At 63.5% G+C, this 18,588-nt stretch carries 16 protein-coding genes and 2 pseudogenes; 7 read left to right on the plus strand and 11 right to left on the minus strand.

What is annotated here, in order from left to right; all coding sequences use genetic code 11:
* Window positions 1–4: 4 nt before the first annotated feature.
* From Q1W70_RS05615 to Q1W70_RS05635, 5 genes are all read right to left on the minus strand, one after another.
* The gene (locus Q1W70_RS05615) at window positions 5–331 is read right to left on the minus strand and encodes a DUF3325 domain-containing protein (RefSeq protein WP_166588704.1); all 327 of its coding nucleotides are present in this window, start codon (window positions 329–331) and stop codon (window positions 5–7) included.
* Complete coding sequence (locus Q1W70_RS05620; protein ID WP_166588705.1) at window positions 332–1,918, minus strand: PepSY-associated TM helix domain-containing protein; 1,587 nt, start codon at window positions 1,916–1,918, stop codon at window positions 332–334.
* The gene (locus tag Q1W70_RS05625) at window positions 1,915–2,208 is read right to left on the minus strand and encodes a DUF3649 domain-containing protein (protein WP_166588706.1); all 294 of its coding nucleotides are present in this window, start codon (window positions 2,206–2,208) and stop codon (window positions 1,915–1,917) included. The genes Q1W70_RS05620 and Q1W70_RS05625 overlap by 4 nt, the downstream gene beginning before the upstream one ends.
* A gap of 293 nt (window positions 2,209–2,501) precedes the next feature.
* Window positions 2,502–2,909 (minus strand): HPF/RaiA family ribosome-associated protein, encoded by a 408-nt coding sequence (locus Q1W70_RS05630; RefSeq protein ID WP_166588707.1) that lies wholly within the window; start codon window positions 2,907–2,909, stop codon window positions 2,502–2,504.
* Window positions 2,910–3,116: 207 nt separating this feature from the next.
* Entirely contained in the window at window positions 3,117–4,067 is a 951-nt protein-coding gene (locus tag Q1W70_RS05635) for a LysR substrate-binding domain-containing protein (RefSeq protein ID WP_166588708.1), read from the minus strand.
* A gap of 135 nt (window positions 4,068–4,202) precedes the next feature.
* Between Q1W70_RS05635 and Q1W70_RS05640 the strand changes: the two genes are divergently transcribed.
* The 3 genes and pseudogenes from Q1W70_RS05640 (at window position 4,203) to Q1W70_RS05650 (ending at window position 7,546) form a co-directional block, all read left to right on the plus strand.
* Entirely contained in the window at window positions 4,203–5,579 is a 1,377-nt protein-coding gene (locus tag Q1W70_RS05640; protein ID WP_166588709.1) for an L-serine ammonia-lyase, read from the plus strand.
* Window positions 5,580–5,641: 62 nt separating this feature from the next.
* Window positions 5,642–6,944, plus strand: a pseudogene (locus Q1W70_RS05645) (serine/threonine transporter).
* Window positions 6,945–7,228: 284 nt separating this feature from the next.
* Window positions 7,229–7,546, plus strand: a complete 318-nt coding sequence (locus Q1W70_RS05650) for a DUF3509 domain-containing protein (protein WP_166588711.1) — start codon at window positions 7,229–7,231, stop codon at window positions 7,544–7,546.
* Here Q1W70_RS05650 and Q1W70_RS05655 read toward each other — a convergent pair.
* On the minus strand, window positions 7,543–8,043 hold the full coding sequence (locus tag Q1W70_RS05655; protein ID WP_166588712.1) for a phosphate-starvation-inducible protein PsiE: 501 nt from the start codon (window positions 8,041–8,043) through the stop codon (window positions 7,543–7,545). The genes Q1W70_RS05650 and Q1W70_RS05655 overlap by 4 nt on opposite strands.
* Window positions 8,044–8,335: 292 nt before the next feature.
* Here Q1W70_RS05655 and Q1W70_RS05660 point away from each other — a divergent pair.
* Window positions 8,336–8,590 (plus strand): annotated as a pseudogene (locus tag Q1W70_RS05660) (YebG family protein); the annotation flags it as partial.
* A gap of 246 nt (window positions 8,591–8,836) precedes the next feature.
* On the opposite strand, the gene Q1W70_RS05665 reads toward Q1W70_RS05660, so the two are convergent.
* Window positions 8,837–9,856 carry a Leu/Phe/Val dehydrogenase gene (locus tag Q1W70_RS05665; protein WP_166588714.1) on the minus strand — a complete coding sequence of 340 codons (1,020 nt, stop codon included), beginning with the start codon at window positions 9,854–9,856 and terminating at the stop codon, window positions 8,837–8,839.
* Window positions 9,857–10,040: 184 nt separating this feature from the next.
* On the opposite strand from Q1W70_RS05665, the gene Q1W70_RS05670 reads away from it, so the two are divergent.
* Together Q1W70_RS05670 and Q1W70_RS05675 are read left to right on the plus strand one after the other, a co-directional pair.
* Complete coding sequence (locus Q1W70_RS05670; RefSeq protein WP_166588715.1) at window positions 10,041–10,844, plus strand: SirB1 family protein; 804 nt, start codon at window positions 10,041–10,043, stop codon at window positions 10,842–10,844.
* Between the two features lie 59 nt (window positions 10,845–10,903).
* The gene (locus Q1W70_RS05675) at window positions 10,904–11,734 is read left to right on the plus strand and encodes a class I SAM-dependent methyltransferase (RefSeq protein WP_166588716.1); all 831 of its coding nucleotides are present in this window, start codon (window positions 10,904–10,906) and stop codon (window positions 11,732–11,734) included.
* Window positions 11,735–11,750: 16 nt separating this feature from the next.
* Here the strand turns inward: Q1W70_RS05675 and maiA are convergent, their stop codons facing one another.
* From maiA to hmgA, 3 genes are read right to left on the minus strand one after another with little or no spacing between them, the layout of a single operon-like run.
* Entirely contained in the window at window positions 11,751–12,386 is a 636-nt protein-coding gene (gene maiA, locus Q1W70_RS05680) for a maleylacetoacetate isomerase (RefSeq protein WP_166588717.1), read from the minus strand.
* 12 nt (window positions 12,387–12,398) lie between these two features.
* Entirely contained in the window at window positions 12,399–13,703 is a 1,305-nt protein-coding gene (gene fahA / locus Q1W70_RS05685) for a fumarylacetoacetase (protein ID WP_166588718.1), read from the minus strand.
* Between the two features lie 3 nt (window positions 13,704–13,706).
* On the minus strand, window positions 13,707–15,011 hold the full coding sequence (gene hmgA / locus Q1W70_RS05690; protein WP_166588719.1) for a homogentisate 1,2-dioxygenase: 1,305 nt from the start codon (window positions 15,009–15,011) through the stop codon (window positions 13,707–13,709).
* A gap of 162 nt (window positions 15,012–15,173) precedes the next feature.
* Between hmgA and Q1W70_RS05695 the strand changes: the two genes are divergently transcribed.
* Window positions 15,174–15,980, plus strand: coding sequence for an IclR family transcriptional regulator (locus Q1W70_RS05695; protein WP_166588720.1), 807 nt, complete (start codon window positions 15,174–15,176; stop codon window positions 15,978–15,980).
* Window positions 15,981–15,982: 2 nt separating this feature from the next.
* Here the strand turns inward: Q1W70_RS05695 and Q1W70_RS05700 are convergent, their stop codons facing one another.
* Window positions 15,983–18,538, minus strand: coding sequence for a LuxR C-terminal-related transcriptional regulator (locus Q1W70_RS05700; RefSeq protein WP_166588721.1), 2,556 nt, complete (start codon window positions 18,536–18,538; stop codon window positions 15,983–15,985).
* Between the last annotated feature and the right edge of the window lie 50 nt (window positions 18,539–18,588).

The raw sequence follows: 18,588 nt of genomic DNA on the forward strand, positions 1-18,588 counted from the left end.
TCGCCTACCCCAGCGCCAACGCGACCAGCGGGCTGAACAGCAGCCCGAGGGCCGCCATGAGCATCACCAGGCGCGGCCGATAGGGCAGCAACCAGACCAGCAGCAGGGCGCTGGCCATCAGGGCCGCGCACCACTGCACCAGGCCCAGGCTCCAGCCGGTGGCCAGGACGGCCGCCGCCAATGACAGCCCCAACAGCGACCAGCCGCACAGCTGCAACAGCCGCCGCACACGCGCCGTCGGGGTGCGGGCGAGCAGGTCGCGATGATGGCGGTCCATCGACAGGCACAATGCGGTAAATCCGCTGTAGCTCAGCAATACGGGCAGCAGCATTCAGTTCACCTCGACGTTGGATGCCACACTCGGCGCACGCACCGCACGCGCCGGGGTTTTGCCGCTGAGCTGGCCGGCACGCTGCATCTTCCACGCCGCCCAGGCGAGAAACACACCACTGCAAAGGCACGTCAGGTCAAAGCCCAGGCGAGTCCAGTCGCCTTGCGCCAGCAGCACGCGCAACGACTGCTCGCTGCTCAGGGCGTCCAGCAGCGGCACGACACAGAACAACCCGGCGGCCAGGGCCAGTTGCTCGACCCAGGCGGCGCGACCACGGCGCACCAGGGCATGGACCAGGCTCAAGCCCCAGGCGATGAAAAAGCAGTTCACCTCCCACTCGCCACGCCCGGCCAGGCTCACCGGCAACAGGCGGTTGGCGCAGAAGAACACCGCCACCGCGATCAGCAGCCCCGACATGCTGGCGATGTTGAGCACCTCCACCAGCCGCAACTCGAACGGCATCACCCCGCTCCTGGCATGTTTCAACTGGCGCTTGCCCAGCCAGATCACCAGCCCGGTGCCGATCATCGCGGTACCGGCCAAGCCACAGATGAAGTACAGCCAGCGCAGGGTCGGCCCGGCAAAATGCCCCAGGTGCAACCCGTAGAAACCACCCGCAATGACCATCGGCGCCGGGCGTGCCGGATCGGCCGTGAGAAACGCGCCGCTGACCCCGTCGAACGCCACGGCACTGCCGAACTCATGCATCACCCGGTCAGCGCTGCTGCGCATCACATTCACCGTGGCCTTGATATCGCCCGGATGGCTCACCGTCACCAGACTCACCTGACCGCCGCCCCACTGCTCGCGAGCGCGCTCGACAAAGGGCGCCAACGCCAGCAATTGCCCGGGCTGGCCCTGGGCCTTGGGCGACTCGGACGCGGGGAACAGCTCGCTGAAGAAGCCGTCGGTATCGCCCTGGTAAGCCACCAGGATGCTCGCCGGCATCACCATGTACATGAAGATCACCAGGCTGCTGTAGGTGATCATCAGGTGAAACGGCAGCACCAGTACCCCCACCGCGTTGTGCCCGTCGAGCCAGGAGCGCTGGCCCTTGCGCGGACGGAAGGTGAAGAAGTCCTTGAAGATTTTCTTGTGGGTGATGATCCCGGTGATCAACGCCACCAGCATCAGCATCGCTGCACTGGTGGATAACCAGCGCCCCCAGGGATGGGGCATCTGCAACTGGAAATGGAAGCGATAGAAGAAGTCGCCGCCGCGGGTATCGCGCACCTGCAGCACCTCGCCACTGAGCGGGTCGAGTTGGCGTTGCTCACGCGGGCCGCGTCGGCCCTCGTTACCCGGCATCTGCCAGGACACCGACAGGCCGGGGTCACGCGCGCTCGGCAGGCTGATGACCCAACGCCCGGCACCGGCGGCGTGCTGCTGCAGGTAGTGCTGCGCCAGTGTCAGGCTGGCTTCGCTGCTGACCTGACGCACCGGCACTTCCGGCCGCATCCAGTGGCTGATCTCGTCGTTGAAGTACGACAGGGTGCCGGTGAGGAAGATCGCGAACAGCATCCAGCCGAAGATCAATCCGGTCCAGGTGTGCAACCAGGCCATGGCCTGACGCAAGCCCTCTTTCATGATTGCCCCAACCAGTAACCCAGGCCACCGAACGCCGCCAGCACCACGCCGGGCAGCAACAGACCAAACCACGCCTGCCAGGCGCTACGACTGGCAAAACACCAGAGCACGGCCACCAGGTACACCAGGAAGGAGGTCATCATGCCGCTGACCACGGCTTCGGCGCGGGCCATGGGCAGCCACAGGCTCATGCAGATACTGGCCAGTGTTGCGAGGAGGTATCCGCCAAACAGCGCGGCCAGCACCCGCGAGGTGACGGCCAGACGATAGGAAACGGGGAGGCTTTTCATGTTTCGACCTTGAAACGAAGAGAAATCTGCGCGCGGTCCATGCCAACGCAGGGTCAACGGAGGCCAATAGTAATGATAAATATTCTCATGTGCAAAAGACTCTGATGAAAAAGCCTTGGCACCCCCGGTCAGCGTTGAGTGCTTGATGGCCCCCTCTGCCGACCTCGGTGGTGTTCTACACGTTGTAGCGGCTGGCGCAGGACGCGACGCAGCGGCGACACACAGGCCCCAAAACAAAACGGGCCTGCATCTGCAGGCCCGTTTTCATTGGGGTGGTAAAGGTGTATCAGGCATCAGCTATTGAGCGCGGCCTGCTCGTTCTCGAGAAATTCTTCTTCCAGCAGCGCGTCGGCGTGGGCTCCCGATTGGATTGGGGTCACCGTTGCGCGTTTTCCGCGCAGTTTGCCAAACAGATGCTCCAGCGCGTGTTCAAGCTTGGTGGCCGCCCCTTCGATTGCCTGTTCCAGTGTGTCGGCTTTATGAGTCACGGATACCGGTTGATGGCCTTTTGGCCGCGCTTCAAGCTGGCAGCGCATATCGTGTGGACCGGGTTTATCGCCGTTCTCATCCCGCAGGTGGACCTCGATGCGTGTCAGGTCTTCGTCATAACGTTCGAGCGTGCTCTCAATGGTAGTACGTACCCACTCCTCCAGTCGGATGCTGCTTTGAATATGGTTATCGCTGTTGACTTGGATTTGCATAGTTCATCCCTTATTTCAGCTAGCTCGCGAGAGGTCCGGTGTAGCGTTGATTCTTGAATGACCGTGACCTCTTACTTACAGAGTTGGGCAGACGGAGAAACAATTCAACCCCTAAAAAAAGATAAATTTTCATTGCTGAAAAAGTCGGACAACGGGCAAAAGCGCTGTTAAGGTCGGGAGTTGGGTCGCCTGGTAACACTGCAACAATTACTCACAGTTGCCCTCGCCCAAAGGGTGCATGCCGCGAAAGATCTGCGCCTCTTCCACCAGCCAGTCATGCACCGCGCGAACGCCCGGATGGCTCAGCGCACCCGGCGCATAGAGCAGCACGTAACGTTTGTAGTTGGGCACCGCGACGCCGAAGGGCACGATCAGGGTGCCACGCTCCAGCTCATCATTGAGCAGCGTGCGCCGGGCAATGGCCACGCCCATGCCGGCAATCGCCGCCTCGATGGTCAGGTGGTTGCGATTGAACGTATGCCCCCGGCGCACATCGGCTCCGTCGAAGCCGATGGCATTGAGGTAGAACTCCCATTCCGCGTATTCATAGCTGCCACGCCAGGCGGTGATGTCGTGCAACAACGGAAAATGCACCAGATCCGCCGGCCCGTGCAGCGGGGGACGCCCGCGCAACAGGCTGGGCGCGCAGACCGGAAAAATCTGCTCATCGAGCAGGGCTGTGGATAACAGTCCCGGGTAGCTGCCGTCGTTCAGGTCGATCGCCAGGTCGAAATCACCTTCGTGCAGGGCCACGCTGCTGTCCTCGGCCACCAGGCGCAACTGGATGTCCGGGTAACGCTGCTGCAAGCGCGGCAGGCGCGGGGTCAGCCATTTGCCGAGGAAAGACGGGATCGAACGCAACCGCAGGATGCCACTGATCATACCGGCGTCCAGTCGGCGCAATTCCGCGTCGATGCTGCCATAGGCTTCGCCGACGGTGATCGCCAGGCGCTGGCCTTCGGCACTCAATTCGACGCCTCGGGCGCGCCGATGGAACAGGCGGAAACCCAGGCGCTCTTCCAACTGGCGGATCTGCTGGCTGACCGCCCCGGGGGTGATGTGCAGCTCTTCGGCACAGCGGGTAAACGACAGGTGCCGCGCCGCACAGGAAAACACATGCAGCCAGACATACGTCTGGGCGTGAAATTGACGACTCATCGTTTAGTCCTGCTAAAGCCTGTCTTAGGAAGTTTCGTTGGTCACCCTGGACCGAGGTAGGCAGTATCGCCGACATTGCGCTTGGCCTACAAAAAATGGCGGCGATTCCTACTCCATTGCTTGTAAGGCTTTAGCATGGCTATCAGTGTTTTTGATCTATTCAAGGTCGGCATCGGCCCGTCCAGCTCCCACACCGTCGGCCCGATGCGCGCCGCTGCCACCTTCGTCCAGGCGCTGTTCGACCAAGGCCTGCTGGGCCAGGTCTGGCGGGTTGAAGTCCGCCTGTATGGCTCGCTTTCCGCCACCGGCGTCGGCCACGCCACCGACCGCGCCTGCGTCATGGGCCTGATGGGCGAATGGCCAGACAGCATCGACCCCACCCGTATCGGCCCACGTATCCAACAGCTGCGCGACAGTGGCGAACTGCTGCTTGGCGGCCGCCTGAACATTGCTTTCGACTGGCAGCGCGACCTGCTGCTGCTCGATGAGAGCCTGCCCTACCACCCTAACGCCATGGCGTTGAGCGCCTTTGGCGAGAACGGCCTGCTGTTGGAGCACACCTATTACTCGGTGGGCGGTGGTTTTATCGTCGAGGCGGCCGAGGTCGAGTCCGGCACACTGGCAGGCGATGACGTGCAGTTGCCGTACGATTTTTCCAGCGCCGCCGAACTGTTGTCGCTGTGCAATCAGCACGGCCTGCGGGTTTCCGAGCTGATGATGGCCAATGAACGGGCCTGGCGCAGCGATGCGGAAATTCGCCAGGGGCTGCTGCACATCTGGTCGGTCATGCGCGAATGCGTCGAGCAGGGCTTGCGCCACGAAGGCATCTTGCCCGGCGGCCTGGATGTGCCACGACGCGCGGCGAAACTGCACCGCAGCCTGCTGGAAATCGGCAAACCGAACGTCATCAGTTCGACCCTTTCGGCGATGGAATGGGTGAACCTGTTCGCCCTCGCCGTCAACGAAGAGAACGCCGCCGGCGGGCGCATGGTCACCGCACCGACCAACGGCGCGGCCGGGATCATTCCGGCGGTGCTGCATTACTACATGAAGTTCAACCCCGAGGCGTCGGATGACGATGTGGTGGCGTTTTTCCTCGCCGCCGCGGCCGTGGGCATCCTGTGCAAGAAGAACGCCTCGATCTCCGGTGCCGAAGTCGGCTGTCAGGGTGAAGTCGGCTCCGCCTGCGCGATGGCCGCTGCCGGCCTGGCCGATGTGCTGGGCGCCACGCCCGAGCAATTGGAGAACGCCGCCGAGATCGGCCTGGAGCACAACCTGGGCCTGACCTGCGACCCGGTCGGCGGGCTGGTCCAGGTGCCGTGCATCGAGCGCAATGCCATTGCGGCGGTGAAGGCGATCAACGCGACCCAAATGGCCCTGCGCGGCGACGGGAAACACTTCATCTCCCTCGACCGGGTGATCCGCACCATGCGCGATACCGGCGCCGACATGCATGACAAATACAAAGAGACTTCACGGGGCGGCCTGGCTGTCAGCTGGGTGGAATGCTGAGGAGCATTCCCTGCCGCCCGTAACACGTGAGCCCGAGCAAAAATAATAACGAGGCCAAAACGATGACCGATGTACGTACACCTGCTGCCGAAAACCCCGCTGTAGATCTGACCCACACAACGCAAACGGCCGACAAAGGCTGGAGCAAACACGACAGCACCTGGATGCTCGGCCTGTACGGCACGGCCATCGGTGCGGGCACCCTGTTCCTGCCGATCAATGCCGGCGTCGGCGGTTTCTGGCCGTTGCTGGTACTGGCGGTGCTGGCTTTCCCGATGACCTTCTTCGCCCACCGAGGCCTGACCCGCTTTGTCCTGTCCGGGCGCTCCGGTGACATCACCGAGGTGGTGGAAGAACACTTCGGCGTCGGTGCCGGCAAGCTGATCACCCTGCTGTACTTCTTCGCTATCTTCCCGATCCTGCTGGTCTACAGCGTGGCGTTGACCAACACCCTGGGCAGCTTCATGGAACACCAATTGCAGATCACCCCACCACCACGGGCGGTGTTGTCGCTGGTGCTGATTCTCGGCCTGATGGCGATCGTGCGGTGCGGCCAGGGCGTGATCGTCAAGGCCATGAGCGTGCTGGTGTACCCGTTTGTCGCCGCGCTGCTGTTGCTGGCCCTGAGCCTGATCCCGAACTGGAACGGTGCGTTCTTCGCCTCCGCCGGTGAAGGCATGCCGCTGCCGGAGTTCTTCAAGACCCTGTGGCTGGCGATCCCGGTGATGGTGTTCTCGTTCAACCACTCACCGATCATCTCGGCCTTCGCCGTCGACCAGAAGCGCCGCTACGGTGCCCAGGCCGAGGCGAAAAGCAGCGGCATTCTCGCGGTCGCCCACAGCATGATGGTGCTGACGGTGATGTTCTTCTGCTTCAGTTGCGTGCTGGCCCTGTCCCCCGCTGACCTGGCGGCTGCCAAGGCGCAGAACATCTCGATCCTGTCGTACCTGGCCAACCACTTCCAGACCCCAGTCATCGCCTACGCCGCGCCGTTGATTGCGCTGGTGGCGATCACCAAATCCTTCCTGGGCCACTACATCGGCGCCAGTGAAGGTTTCCAGGGCCTGATCGTCAAGAGCCTGCGCGGTCGTGGCCGGGTGATGTCGGCCAACTGGCTGAACCGTGCCACCGCACTGTTCATGATCCTCGAGCTGCTGGGCCGTGGCGACCTTCAACCCGAGCATCCTGGGCATGATCGAAACCCTTGGCGGGCCGGTCATCGCGTGCCTGCTGTTCCTGATGCCGATGTATGCGATCCGGCGCGTGCCCTCTCTGCGCCAGTATTCGGGCCAGGTGTCGAACGTGTTCGTGGTTTTGATCGGCCTGATTGCACTGTCTGCGATCATCTACTCCGTTCTGCCCTGAAACGGACCGCCGGAGGCTGAGCGGTGAATGCCGCTCAGCTGACTCATGTGGGCTGGCTTGCCAGCGATCGCGGAGTATCAGGCGCCGCCGATGGGGGGTGCGCCGGCTCTATCGCGGGCAAGCCCGCTCCCACAGGGTGGGGTGAGGCTCGCTGATCTGAAGGTGATCACGCCTACGGCATGCCCCTTGCTACGTCCCTGCTATCTGCCGACGGTCCGGAACTGCGAACAATTTTGGGCACAGCCGGTCAATGACTGCACGATCCAATCAAGCGGTGACGCATTATGGACAACCCCTTCCAACTGATTACCGACACCTTTGCCGACGATTATCAGATCAACCTGAGCATTCAGGGGCTGGACGGCGGGATCATGCTGACCCTGTCCAACGCCGGGCGCATTGTCGCCAAGCGGATGATCAGCCTCGCCCAGCGCAACGATCCGCAGCGTATGAAACGGCTGGTGCAAAGCATTCAGTTCGGCATCGCCATCGAGCAAGGGCACAGTGCCGTGGCCATTCTCGAAGCCATGACCGACAGCGACAACCTCAAGTTGCCGCCGCCGTTGAGCAGGTCCTCCCTGCCCCTGTCAGCCCGACCTTAAAGCTCGCCCTTCTCGACTTCCGGGTGCTCACTGGAGCCGGCTCCCACCTTGCGTTGCGGGTGCTGGATCTTCACCGAAGGGAACTGCGAAGAGGCATAACGCACCACCAGGATCGCAAACGCCAACAGCAGAATCCCGCCGCACAGGTAGATGATGCCCAGGTCCGGCGGGTTGTGGTGCGACACGTTGGAGATCAGCAGGCGGGTCAAGGCGGTGATCGCCACGTAGATCAGAAACCGCACGGGCATGTGGTTGGTCTTGAAGTAAATCCCGACCATCGCCCCCAGTTCCAGGTAGATGAACAGCAGCAAGATGTCGTCGATCTTGATGTGCCCCTCTTCGATCATGCCGAGAAACTCCATGATCGCCGCCCACGCCGTGACCGCGCCAATGGCGAACAGCGCCAGGTAGTGGAAGGTTTCGACGAACAGATTGCCCAGGGTTTCAGCCAGCTCATGCACGTTCTGGCGAAGTCGCTCCGCCCAGTTGATTTTCACGGTGATTCTTCCTTAGGTCGGTTGGACCGGATGATGCGGGTTCGACATGACTGTTGTTCTGCATGCAGAAAAAAGGCCAGCAGCTGTCAGATGAGATGACGGTGGACCGAGATGGGACACTTTGTGTGTCTAACCACAGCGCGGATCATGGCATAGCGCCACCTGACAAACCGTGAAACCGGTCTAGATTAAAAAGCGACTACCCAAAGGACCGGGATTGGCTTATCCTTTCGCTGTATATAAATACAGTAGTCGCAATAGACAACTAATGTGAAGGCATGTGAGGTGGTAAATGGCCGTCGAAGTGGTATACCGCAGCAGCCGAGATCTGGAGCGCTTGTTCATGGATAAAGCCGAAGCTGACCGTCATGACAAAATGCTCGAACTCGCCGAGTTGCTGGCAGAAGTGCTGCAAAAAGCCGTTCCGTCCCTGACCGAACAGCAAGTGGAAGAAGCCGGGATCTACATGGCGAAGAATCGCGATGTGTTCGCCAAGGCATTCAAGAGCCAGCCGGACGCCCTGACCGAATTGCTCAGCGCCCCTGCCCCAGCTGTAGCAGCGGTCGAACCTGCTGAACCCGCCGCAGACGTCGAGCCAGGCGAACCCGCCAAGGCGGCCAAACCGGCCAAGGCTGTCAAAGCCGCGAAGTAACGCCCGGCAGAATTGAACAGGCCCTGAATCACTGATCCAGGGCCTTTTTCATGCCTGTGGGATGAGAAGGCGAAGCGGGTTTCGGGCATCGCCATCAGCGACTCGGCCAGCGCCTGAGCCCGAAGGGCGGGAGATGGTTCCTCAGCGATAAAGCAGGCGCTCTGCCAATTCGTCCGCCACCCGCGCCGGCGAGCGTTTTTCCGCCTGGGCGTGGGCGAAGACTTCGGTCAGGCGCGAACTGATTTTCGACAGGTGCCCGGTAATGCTCGACAGCTCATCGCCGCGGTGCTTGAGCACCACGTAGATCAGCCCACCGGAATTGATCACATAATCGGGCGCATAGAGGATGCCACGGCCTTCCAGTTGGTCGGCGACGCTGAGGTTGGTCAATTGATTGTTGGCAGACCCGGCCACCGCCGCACACCGTAACTGCGCCACGCTGTGGCTATTGAGCACCCCGCCCAGGCCGCAGGGCGCCAGGATGTCGCAGGGGGTGCTGAGCAGGGCCTCGTTGGCAATCGGATGGGCACCCAACTGCTCCATTGCCAGTTGCACCTTGCCCGGGTCGATGTCGCTCACCAGCAGCTCGGCCCCCGCGGCATGCAGTTGCTCGGCCAGGGCGAAACCGACATTGCCCAGGCCCTGGATCGCGATGCGCAAGCCCTCCAGGTTATCGCTGCCCAGGCGCGCCATGGCGGTGGCACGAATACCGGTGAACACGCCCATGGCCGCATGGGGCGATGGGTCGCCCGCGGCAGTGGTGCTGGTGACGTGCTGGGTTTGCTGGGCGATGCAGTCCATGTCGACCACCGAGGTGCCGCTGTCGATGGCGGTGATGTAGCGACCGTCGAGTTGCTCGACACAGCGCCCGAAAGCCTCGAACAGCGCCGCGCGGTTTTCCACATGGGGCGGGCGGATGATCACCGCGACTCCACCACCTTGGGGCAGGCCGGCCAGGGCCGCTTTGTAGCTCATGCCCTGGGCCAGGCGCACGGCATCCGTCACGGCGCTTTCATCGTCGGGGTAGGCAAGGTAACGGCACCCACCCAGGGCAGGTCCCAGGCGGCTGCAATGAATGGCGATCACGGCCTTCAACCCGGTGGCCGGGTCGACGCTCAGGTGCAGCGATTCAAGGCGAGTGCTTTGCATGAGAGCGAACATCGTAGGGCTCCCGAATCACTTTCAGTAGTCGCCAGTATAGGCGCGCGGGCAAAAATTGCTGGAGCGCACCGGAATAAGCGAAGGCCCGCGCCAAGGCTTTGCGGCATAACTTGCACGCCCTCGCGCGCGGCACTGGACGAATGCTTGCGACGGGGCTAAAACGGGGCATTCGCCGGAGATTTCAATGAACCCGCGCCACGCCTTTTTCGCCTGCCTGCAACGCTCACCCCCGGCGCTTTTTGAAGCGGCGTTGTGGATCGCCGTCGAACATGATGCCGAGGTGCAACCGCAGGTCGTGCTGGAGCAGTTCAAGGACCTGGTGCAGCGGGTCAGCAGTCGCCTGCCGATGCTGCCGGTCAGCGAGTTGGGGCAACCGCTGCTGCGCCTGCTCAACGACCTGGGCTACCAGCAGGACGAAGCCACCCCGTTGCGTCCCCAGGCTGCCCTGCTCAACAAAGTCCTGGAACGGCGCCGTGGGCAGCCGCTGGCGTTGGGGCTGATCACCCTGGAACTGGCACGTCGCCTGGAGATCCCCATGGTCGGGGTCAACTTCCCCGGCCACTTCCTGCTGCGGGTGCCCGGCGCCGATCACCTGCTCGACCCCTGCGGCGGTCGACGCTTGTACCCCAACGATTGCCGGGAGCTGCTGCAGCGCCAATACGGTCCGAACATGGCCCTGAATGCCGAGCATCTGCTCACCAGCGAACCGCTGCAGATGCTCCAGCGCCTGTCACGCAACCTGCGCCAGCTGCACTTGGCCAACGACGACTACATCGGCGCGCTGATCGATGCCGAGCGGGTACTGGAGCTGGGTAACGCCAACGCCAGTGACTACCTGGCCCGCGCCAGCCTCTATCAGCGCCTGGACTGTCCCAACGCCGAACGTTTCGACCTGGAACACGCCCTGCTGCTCAGCGACGACCCGATCCAGCGCCTGCGCCTGACCGAACGCCTGAGTCATCTGCCCCCCAACTCGATTGTGCATTGAAGCGATGGATGCTCCACTGGCGTCCTGGAATTTTTTGCGCCACCACGGATGAGGCTGTCATGCACTTCCCTTCCCCTGCGGAACGTTTCCTTGAAGGCTTTCACCAGCGCCGACCCGGCACCACCAGCGCGGCGTTTGCCCACTTGTGCAGCGAACGCCAGGAATCGTCCTACGCAGCGCTGGCAGCCACCCTGCCGGATTCGTCCGCCAGCCTGAGTGTTCTGGACCTGGCCTGTGGCAACGGTTATCTGCTGCAACTGCTCGAGCAACGTCATCCACAGCGATTGCGGTTGATCGGCGTCGACCTCAGTCAGGCCGAACTGGACGAAGCCCGCACGCGGTTACCCGCCAGGGTGAGCCTGCTCAAGGAGCGGGCACAGGCGCTCTCGCTCGGCACGGCCAGCGTCGACGTGGTGGTGTCGCATCTGGCACTGATGTTGATGGACGACATCGAGCAAGTCCTGCGCGAAATCCGCCGCGTGCTGCGCAAGGACGGCAAGCTCGCCACGATCGTTGGCCGGGGGTTTCTGCTGGGCGCGGTGGGTGACGCGTATCTGCAGGTGTTTCGCCAGGTGGCGCAGCAAGATGCCTTGGCGCATTTGCCGATGGGTGATCCACGCATGCGCACCGAGGAGGGTTGGCGAGCGCTGCTCGGCACCGACTTCGAGCAGGTGACGGTGCAGGACATTGATGTGGCTTGGCAGCCAGACTTTGCCGAGCTTTGGCAATCACTCAGCGCCACCTACGACGTCGACCGGCTGACACCCGCCGCCCGCGTGCAATTGCAGGAGCGCTTCAAAACCGCAATCGAGCATCTGCCACAAGCCGACGGCACCTTCGCGACCGGCTGGGGATTGCGCCTGATCCAGGCACACCCCCGCCGGTGTTGAATACGGGTAGCCGCCGTTACGGGGTATCCGGCTGATTGGCGGGATGAGCCTTGATGAACGCCGGGTGTTGCGCTGCCAGCGCGGCGACCCGGCGAATCCGTGGATAGGCATCAAGGCTGATGTTGAAACGCTCGGCCGCATACAGCTGCGGGATCAGGTACACGTCCGCCACACCCGGTGCGCTGCCAAAGCAGTACCCCGCGTCGCCGATCAACTGCTCGACGGCCGCCAGCCCCTGGCTGATCCAGTGGCTGATCCACTCCACCACCTGTGGCTCGTCGTGCCCCCACTGACGCAGCTTGTTGAGCACGCTGACGTTGTGCAGTGGATGAATGTCGCAGCCAATCAACGCCGCCACCGCACGCTCGTGCGCACGCTGGGCGAGGTTGCCGGACAGCAGCGGCACCTGTGGATAAGCTTCTTCCAGGTACTCGATGATCGCCGGTGACTGGATCAGCAACTCGCCTTGATCGGTGCGCAAAGCCGGTACCCGACCCTGTGGGTTGAGCTGCAAGTAGGCCGGCTGCCGGTGTTCACCGCCTTGCGCGGCGATCAGGTTGACCGCCAGCGCCTGGTAATCCAGGCCCTTGAGCGCCAGGGCAATGCGCACCCGGAACGACGAGGTCGAGCGGTAGTAGGTATAGAGCTCCATGGGCCGAACCTCTCAGCGCGCTGGCAGGATCTTGCCCCGGCATTCGCCGAAGCCGATGGACGCAAAACCGTCACGGCTGCAACGCGCGCGCAGGATGATTTCGTCGCCGTCCTCAAGGAACTTGCGCACTTCGCCTGATGCCAGCTCAATGGGCTTTTTACCGCCCTCGGTGATTTCCAGCAGGCTGCCGAACTGACCGCTCTCAGGCCCCGACAGGGTGCCCGAACCGAACAGGTCGCCGGCCTGCAACTGGCAGCCGTTGACGCTGTGGTGCGCAACCATCTGCGCCACGGTCCAGTACATGTGCTGGGTGTTGCTCAGGGTCAGGCGGTGCGCCGGCAGATTCTGCTCGCGCATGGCTTCGGTCAGCAGCAGTACTTCCAGCTCGATATCAAAGGCGCCAGCGGCCTGGTCACGCGTGTCAAACAGGTACGGCAGCGGTTGCGGATCGCCTTGCGGACGCGCCGGCTGGGCACGCCGGAATGGCTCCAGGGCCTCGGCGGTGACGACCCAGGGCGAAATGCTGGTGATGAAGCTTTTCGACAGGAACGGCCCCAGTGGCTGGTATTCCCAGGCCTGGATATCCCGTGCCGACCAGTCGTTGAGCAGGCAGAAACCGGCGATGTGCTCGGCGGCGTCGCCGATGGCAATCGAGTCACCCATGGCATTGCCCTGGCCGATCCAGATCCCCAGTTCCAGCTCGTAGTCCAGGCGTGCGCACGGGCCGAAAGTCGGCTCGCTCTGGCCGGCTGGCAGGGTCTGGCCTTTGGGGCGACGCACGTCGGTGCCGGACGGACGAATGGTCGACGCGCGGCCGTGGTAGCCAATCGGCACGTACTTGTAGTTCGGCAGCAGCGGGTTATCTGGACGGAACAGTTTGCCGACATTCTGCGCGTGCTCGATGCCCACGTAGAAGTCGGTGTAGTCGTTGATGCGGGCCGGCAGGTGCATCTGGCAGTCAGCGGCCAGATGCAGCAACTGGGCGCCCTGGGCTTCGATCTTGCCGCGCAGGGGACTGCCCTCGGCCAACAGCTCCAGCAAGCGTTCGCGCAGCGCCACACGGGGGCCCCGACCGAGTTCGAAGAAGGCGTTCAACTGACCGCCACGGGTGGCTTGCACCGCCGTGCGGGCCACACCGTCAAACAGGCCGGCGTCGAGTGCCGCCTCGAGGTCGAAAATCTGCTCGCCGATCGCCACACCGCTGCGCGGCGCCGAACCCTGGGTGCTGAACACGCCCAGGGGCAGGTTCTGCAGCGGGAAATCCGCGTGGCCGTTGGCACAGGCAACCCAGCTACGAGTGGGGGTGGTCTGGGTCATGGGTTATCTCCGGTTCGGGTTGAAAGTGGCGGGCAGCGAGGCCCAGCAAGCATCGTAGGTGTTTTGCAGTTGCGGGCAATCCAGGGCGAAACGACTGGGGCGCAGCACCTGGCTGGTCTCGAACATGAAGGCCATGGTGTTGTCGATCTTGCTCGGCGCCAGTTCGGCGTTGATCGCCTTGGTGCAGGTTTCGCCGTCCGGGCCATGGGCGCTCATGCAGCTGTGCAAGGACGCGCCGCCGGGCAGGAAGCCTTCGGCCTTGGCGTCGTATTCGCCCTGGATCAGGCCCATGAATTCGTTCATCAGGTTGCGGTGGAACCACGGTGGACGGAAGGTGTTCTCGGCCACCATCCAGCGCGGCGGGAAGATCACGAAGTCGAGGTTGGCCAGGCCGTGGACGCTGGTCGGCGAGGTCAACACGGTGAAGATCGACGGGTCCGGGTGATCGAAGCTGACCGTGCCGATGGTGTTGAAGCGTCGCAGGTCGTATTTGTACGGCACGTTATTGCCGTGCCAGGCCACCACGTTCAGCGGCGAATGATCGAGCTCGCAGGCCCACAACTCGCCGAGGAATTTCTGCACCAGGGTGGTCGGTTGCTGGAGGTCTTCGTAGTGCGCGACCGGGGTCAGGAAGTCCCGTGGATTGGCCAGGCCATTGCTGCCAATCGGCCCCAGGTCCGGCAGGCGCAGAGGCGCGCCATGGTTTTCCGCCAGGTAGCCACGGGCTTGCGGATCGAGCAGCTCGATGCGGAATTTCAGGCCGCGCGGCAGCACGGCGATTTCCAACGGCGCAAGCTCCAGCACACCCAGCTCGGTGGCGATGCGCAAACGCCCCGCCTGCGGCACCAGCAACCACTCGCCATCGGCGTTGAAGAACACCCGCTCCATCGAGCGATTGGCGCCGTAGTGATAGATGCTGATGCCGCCCGGTTTCTCCGCTCCCGAGTTGGCCGCCATGCTCACCAGGCCGTCAATGAAGTCGGTCGGTTCGGTTGGAATGGCCAAGGGGTTCCAGCGCAGGCGGTTGGGCGTGACCTCGCCCAGCGGGCCACCGGCCAACTGCCGCTCCAGCTTGACGAAGGCCGGGTGATTGGCCGAGGGCTGGATACGGTACATCCAGGTCCGCCGCGCTTCGCTGCGCACCATGGTGAACGCGGTGCCGGAGAACAATTCGGTGTAGAGACCGTAAGGGGCTTTTTGTGGCGAGTTCTGGCCGACGGGCAAGGCACCGGGCAGGGCCTCACTGCAAAATTCGTTGCCGAAGCCTGACTGGTAAGCCAGCGCTGGCGCCGTTGAATCGAGGTTCATGGAGCCTCCTGAACAGGGAGTGGGCCGTGGCCATGGCTCCGCTTCAGAGTTTTGGCACGTCCTGGTTATTTTTATCGTAATTCGATTACGCATAACGTAATTTGATTGGTATTGACCGTCAAGCTATAAAGACGCCCATTCATCTCCAGATACGACTCAACCATGGAAAAGCCGCGCGCCACGAGCGACAGCAACGGTAAACAGAAAGTCCGCTCGGCCGAGGTGGGCACCGACATCCTCAAGGCCCTCGCCGAGTTGTCGCCCTCGACCTCGCTGTCGCGCCTGGCCGAACATGTGCAGATGCCGGCGAGCAAGGTGCACCGTTACCTGCAGGCGCTGATTGCCAGCGGTTTTGCCGAGCAGAACGCCGCCACCAATCACTACGGCCTGGGACGCGAAGCCCTGCGCGTCGGCCTGGCGGCCCTGAACAGTATGGACGTGCTGAAAGTCGCCGCCCTGCCCCTGTCGGAGCTGCGCGACGAACTGAACGAGACCTGCTTCCTCGCGGTCTGGGGCAATCAGGGTGCGACCGTGGTGCATATCGAGCCGGCGGTCCGGGCCGTCACCGTGGTGACCCAGCTCGGCTCGGTCCTGCCGCTACTGAGTTCGTCCACTGGCCTGGTGTTCAGCGCCTACCTGCCCCACCGCGAAACCGCCGAGTTGCGCGAGCAGGAAGTCGGCGCAGTCCAGTCCCATCCGCTGGCCAGTGAACAGGCCTACGCCAGTGTGTGCGAGCAGATTCGCGGACGCGGCCTGCACCATGTGCACGGTTTGCTGATGCCGGGGGTGGATGCGCTTTCGGCACCGGTGTTCAACGCTGTCGGGCAGATCGCCGCGGTGCTGACCATCGTCGGCCCGACTTCATTGTTCCATGCCGACGAAAACGGCCCGGCCGCCCAGCGTCTGCTGGCCGCGACCCGGGCGGTGAGCTGGCGCATGGGGCATGACGGCGGCGCGCCCCAGGCCTGAGCTCAGGCGAAAAAACCCAGTGCCTTGGCTTTCGCCACGGCCTGGGTGCGCCGCTCGACCGCCAGCTTGCCGTTGATTCGCCGGGCGTGGGTCTTGACCGTGTGCAGGGAAATGAACAACTGCTCGGCGATTTGCAGGTTGGAGTTGCCCTGGGCGATCAGGCTGAGCACTTCTATTTCGCGCTGACTCAGGGGATTGTCGCGACCGCACGCCGGTGTCGGCTGCGGCGTTGCAACCTGGGGCGGCGGCGCAACAAACAATGACGGCAGGCTAAGTTGCAATTCTGCCAGCGCCTGGCGCAGGTTGCAGCGCTCGACCAGTGCCTGCGCAGCCTGCAGCGCCGCCCTGGCCTCGACGGGCTGGCCCAACAGCCACGCCACCTGCGCCACGCTCAGTTGCAGCACTGTTTCCAGCCCCAGCATGCCGCATTGGCGTGCCCGCAGCAGTTGGGCATTGAGCTGCTCCAACGGCCGCGAGGCCTGGTGCAGATACACCTGGGTGACGACCAACAGGTATTCCAGGCGCGGAATCAATTCCAGGGTTGCCGGCGGGGCCTGTCGGGCCTGCGGGCCGTGGTAATGGCGCAGCACCCGGGTCAGGGCTTCGTGAGCCAGTTGCGGGCGTCCCTGTTGCAACCAGAAGTGACTGCTGACGTGCAGCAGGACCCCGCGGTACACCGTGTCGGGGATCTGCCGGCGCTGCATCATGCGCTCGGCGTCGCGTAAATGGAGGAACGCCTGGGCAAAATCCCCCTGGTTGGCGGCCACGTGCGCCAGGCCCAGGTACCCATACAGCACACGCTTGTCGTAACTGCGCAAACAGGCCTCGAGCCCGGACTCGAAAAACTCGCTGGCCCGTGCCTCCTGCCCCTGGCACAACGCCAACCGACCGCGCCGCAGGGCAATGCGCCCCAGCAACGGGGTGGCGAACCTGGCGTGCTGGCACAACAACTGGTGAATGCCGCTCAACAGACTTTCCGCGCGATGGGGCGCACCGCGTTGCTCGAGCAACTGCGCGTGATCGAGCTCCAGCAGGCCCTCGAACAGCAACGCCCCCTGGGCTCGCGCCAGGCACAACGCCTCGCGATTGAGCGCCTGCGCGACATCCAGTTCGCCGCGTAGCAAGGCCTGCTGGGTCAGCCCGGATAAACACAGCAGGCGGGCGGGCCAGGCGCTGGCCGGCAGGTCGACCAGGGCTTCGAGAAAATGCCCGCGTGCCGGCGCCATCCACCCCTGCAGGTGCAGCAACCAGCCCTGTTGCGCCTGCCAACGCGCCACCAGTTCGCGCTGCTGGGCAGCGCACGGTTGCGGGGCAAAACGCGCCATGTGCTCGATGCACAGGCCGGCCTCTTCAAAGCGCCCGGCAAACAACAAGGCCGCCGTGATCAACCCGACCAACTGCGCACTGCACAGCAGCAAGTCGGCGCCTTGCTGTTCATACAGACGCAGCAACAACACCACGTTGTGCTGCTGGAACAAGTGCTCGAAGCCAAAGTGCTGCAACAGGCTGATGGCCATTTCGTTTTCATCGGCCAACAGGGCCTGTTCAAACGCCGCCTGCCAGTCTTGCTCGGCGACGAACCACTGGCACGCACGCCGATGCCATGAGCGACCGGCCTCCCAGGCCTCGTCGCGCACCAGTTGCGCCACCGGTGCAAAGACTTGCAGCCAGTCCGGCGAGTCTTCCCAGGGTTCGATGAAACACCCCAGCTCCTGCAGAGTGCGCATCCAGTGCCCACCCTCGCCCGCGCCGAACAGGTGCTCACACAACCCCAGATTGAATCGCGGCAGGTGGGCCAGCACGCGCCAGGCTTCGGCCAGTTCCGGCGCCAAGCCGTTGAACAGCTCATGCTGCAGGTAATCGAGCATGATCGCCGAGCGCCCCTCCTTGAGCTCGCTGGCACTGCGGCCGTTACCATCTTGCAAAGCCACCCGCACGCTGGCGCACCAGCCACCGCTGCGCTGGAAGATCCGTTCGCAGGCATTGGCGCACAGCGAATGGGGTAGCTGGGCGATCAGTTGCTGGATTTCGCCACGACTGAACGCCAGTTCGGGGCCGGCGCTCTCGTACAGGTCGTCGTTGAGCAACAGGCGTGGCCAGTTGCAGTGCGGCCGCCGGCGCCCACCCAGCCACCAGGTCAGGGCCGGACTGCTCAGGGTCAACAGGCGATCGAGCAAGGCATCGAGCTGCGGGGCGGGCACCCGGCAGTAGTCATCCAGAAACAACCAGGTGGGTGTCTGCCAGCGAGCCAGGCAGGCCAGCAACTGCGCTTCGCTGTCTACCACCAACCCGAGGGCCTGGGCCACGGCCCGAGAAAACTCCTCAGGACTCGAGACGAGCCCATTCAACGCCAGCCAGTGCACGGTGCAGGTCGGCGGGGCCTGCAGCAGGCACTCGGCGAACAACGCGCTCTTGCCGCTGCCGGCCGGCGCGCAGAGCAACCTTACCCGGGCGGGCGAGGCCAGCAACGGCTGCGTCAGGCGCTCGCGGCGCACGTGCAGGGAAGACAAGCGGGGCACCATTCCCGGGCGATCCAGACAGTGCGTCATGGCGGTCATTGCAGCGGGCCTTTTTATCATTGTGAGCCTACCCTAGCCCTCTCCCGCGG

It is taken from the genome of Pseudomonas kielensis (genome assembly GCF_030505375.1).
Classification (GTDB): Bacteria; Pseudomonadota; Gammaproteobacteria; order Pseudomonadales; family Pseudomonadaceae; genus Aquipseudomonas; species Aquipseudomonas kielensis.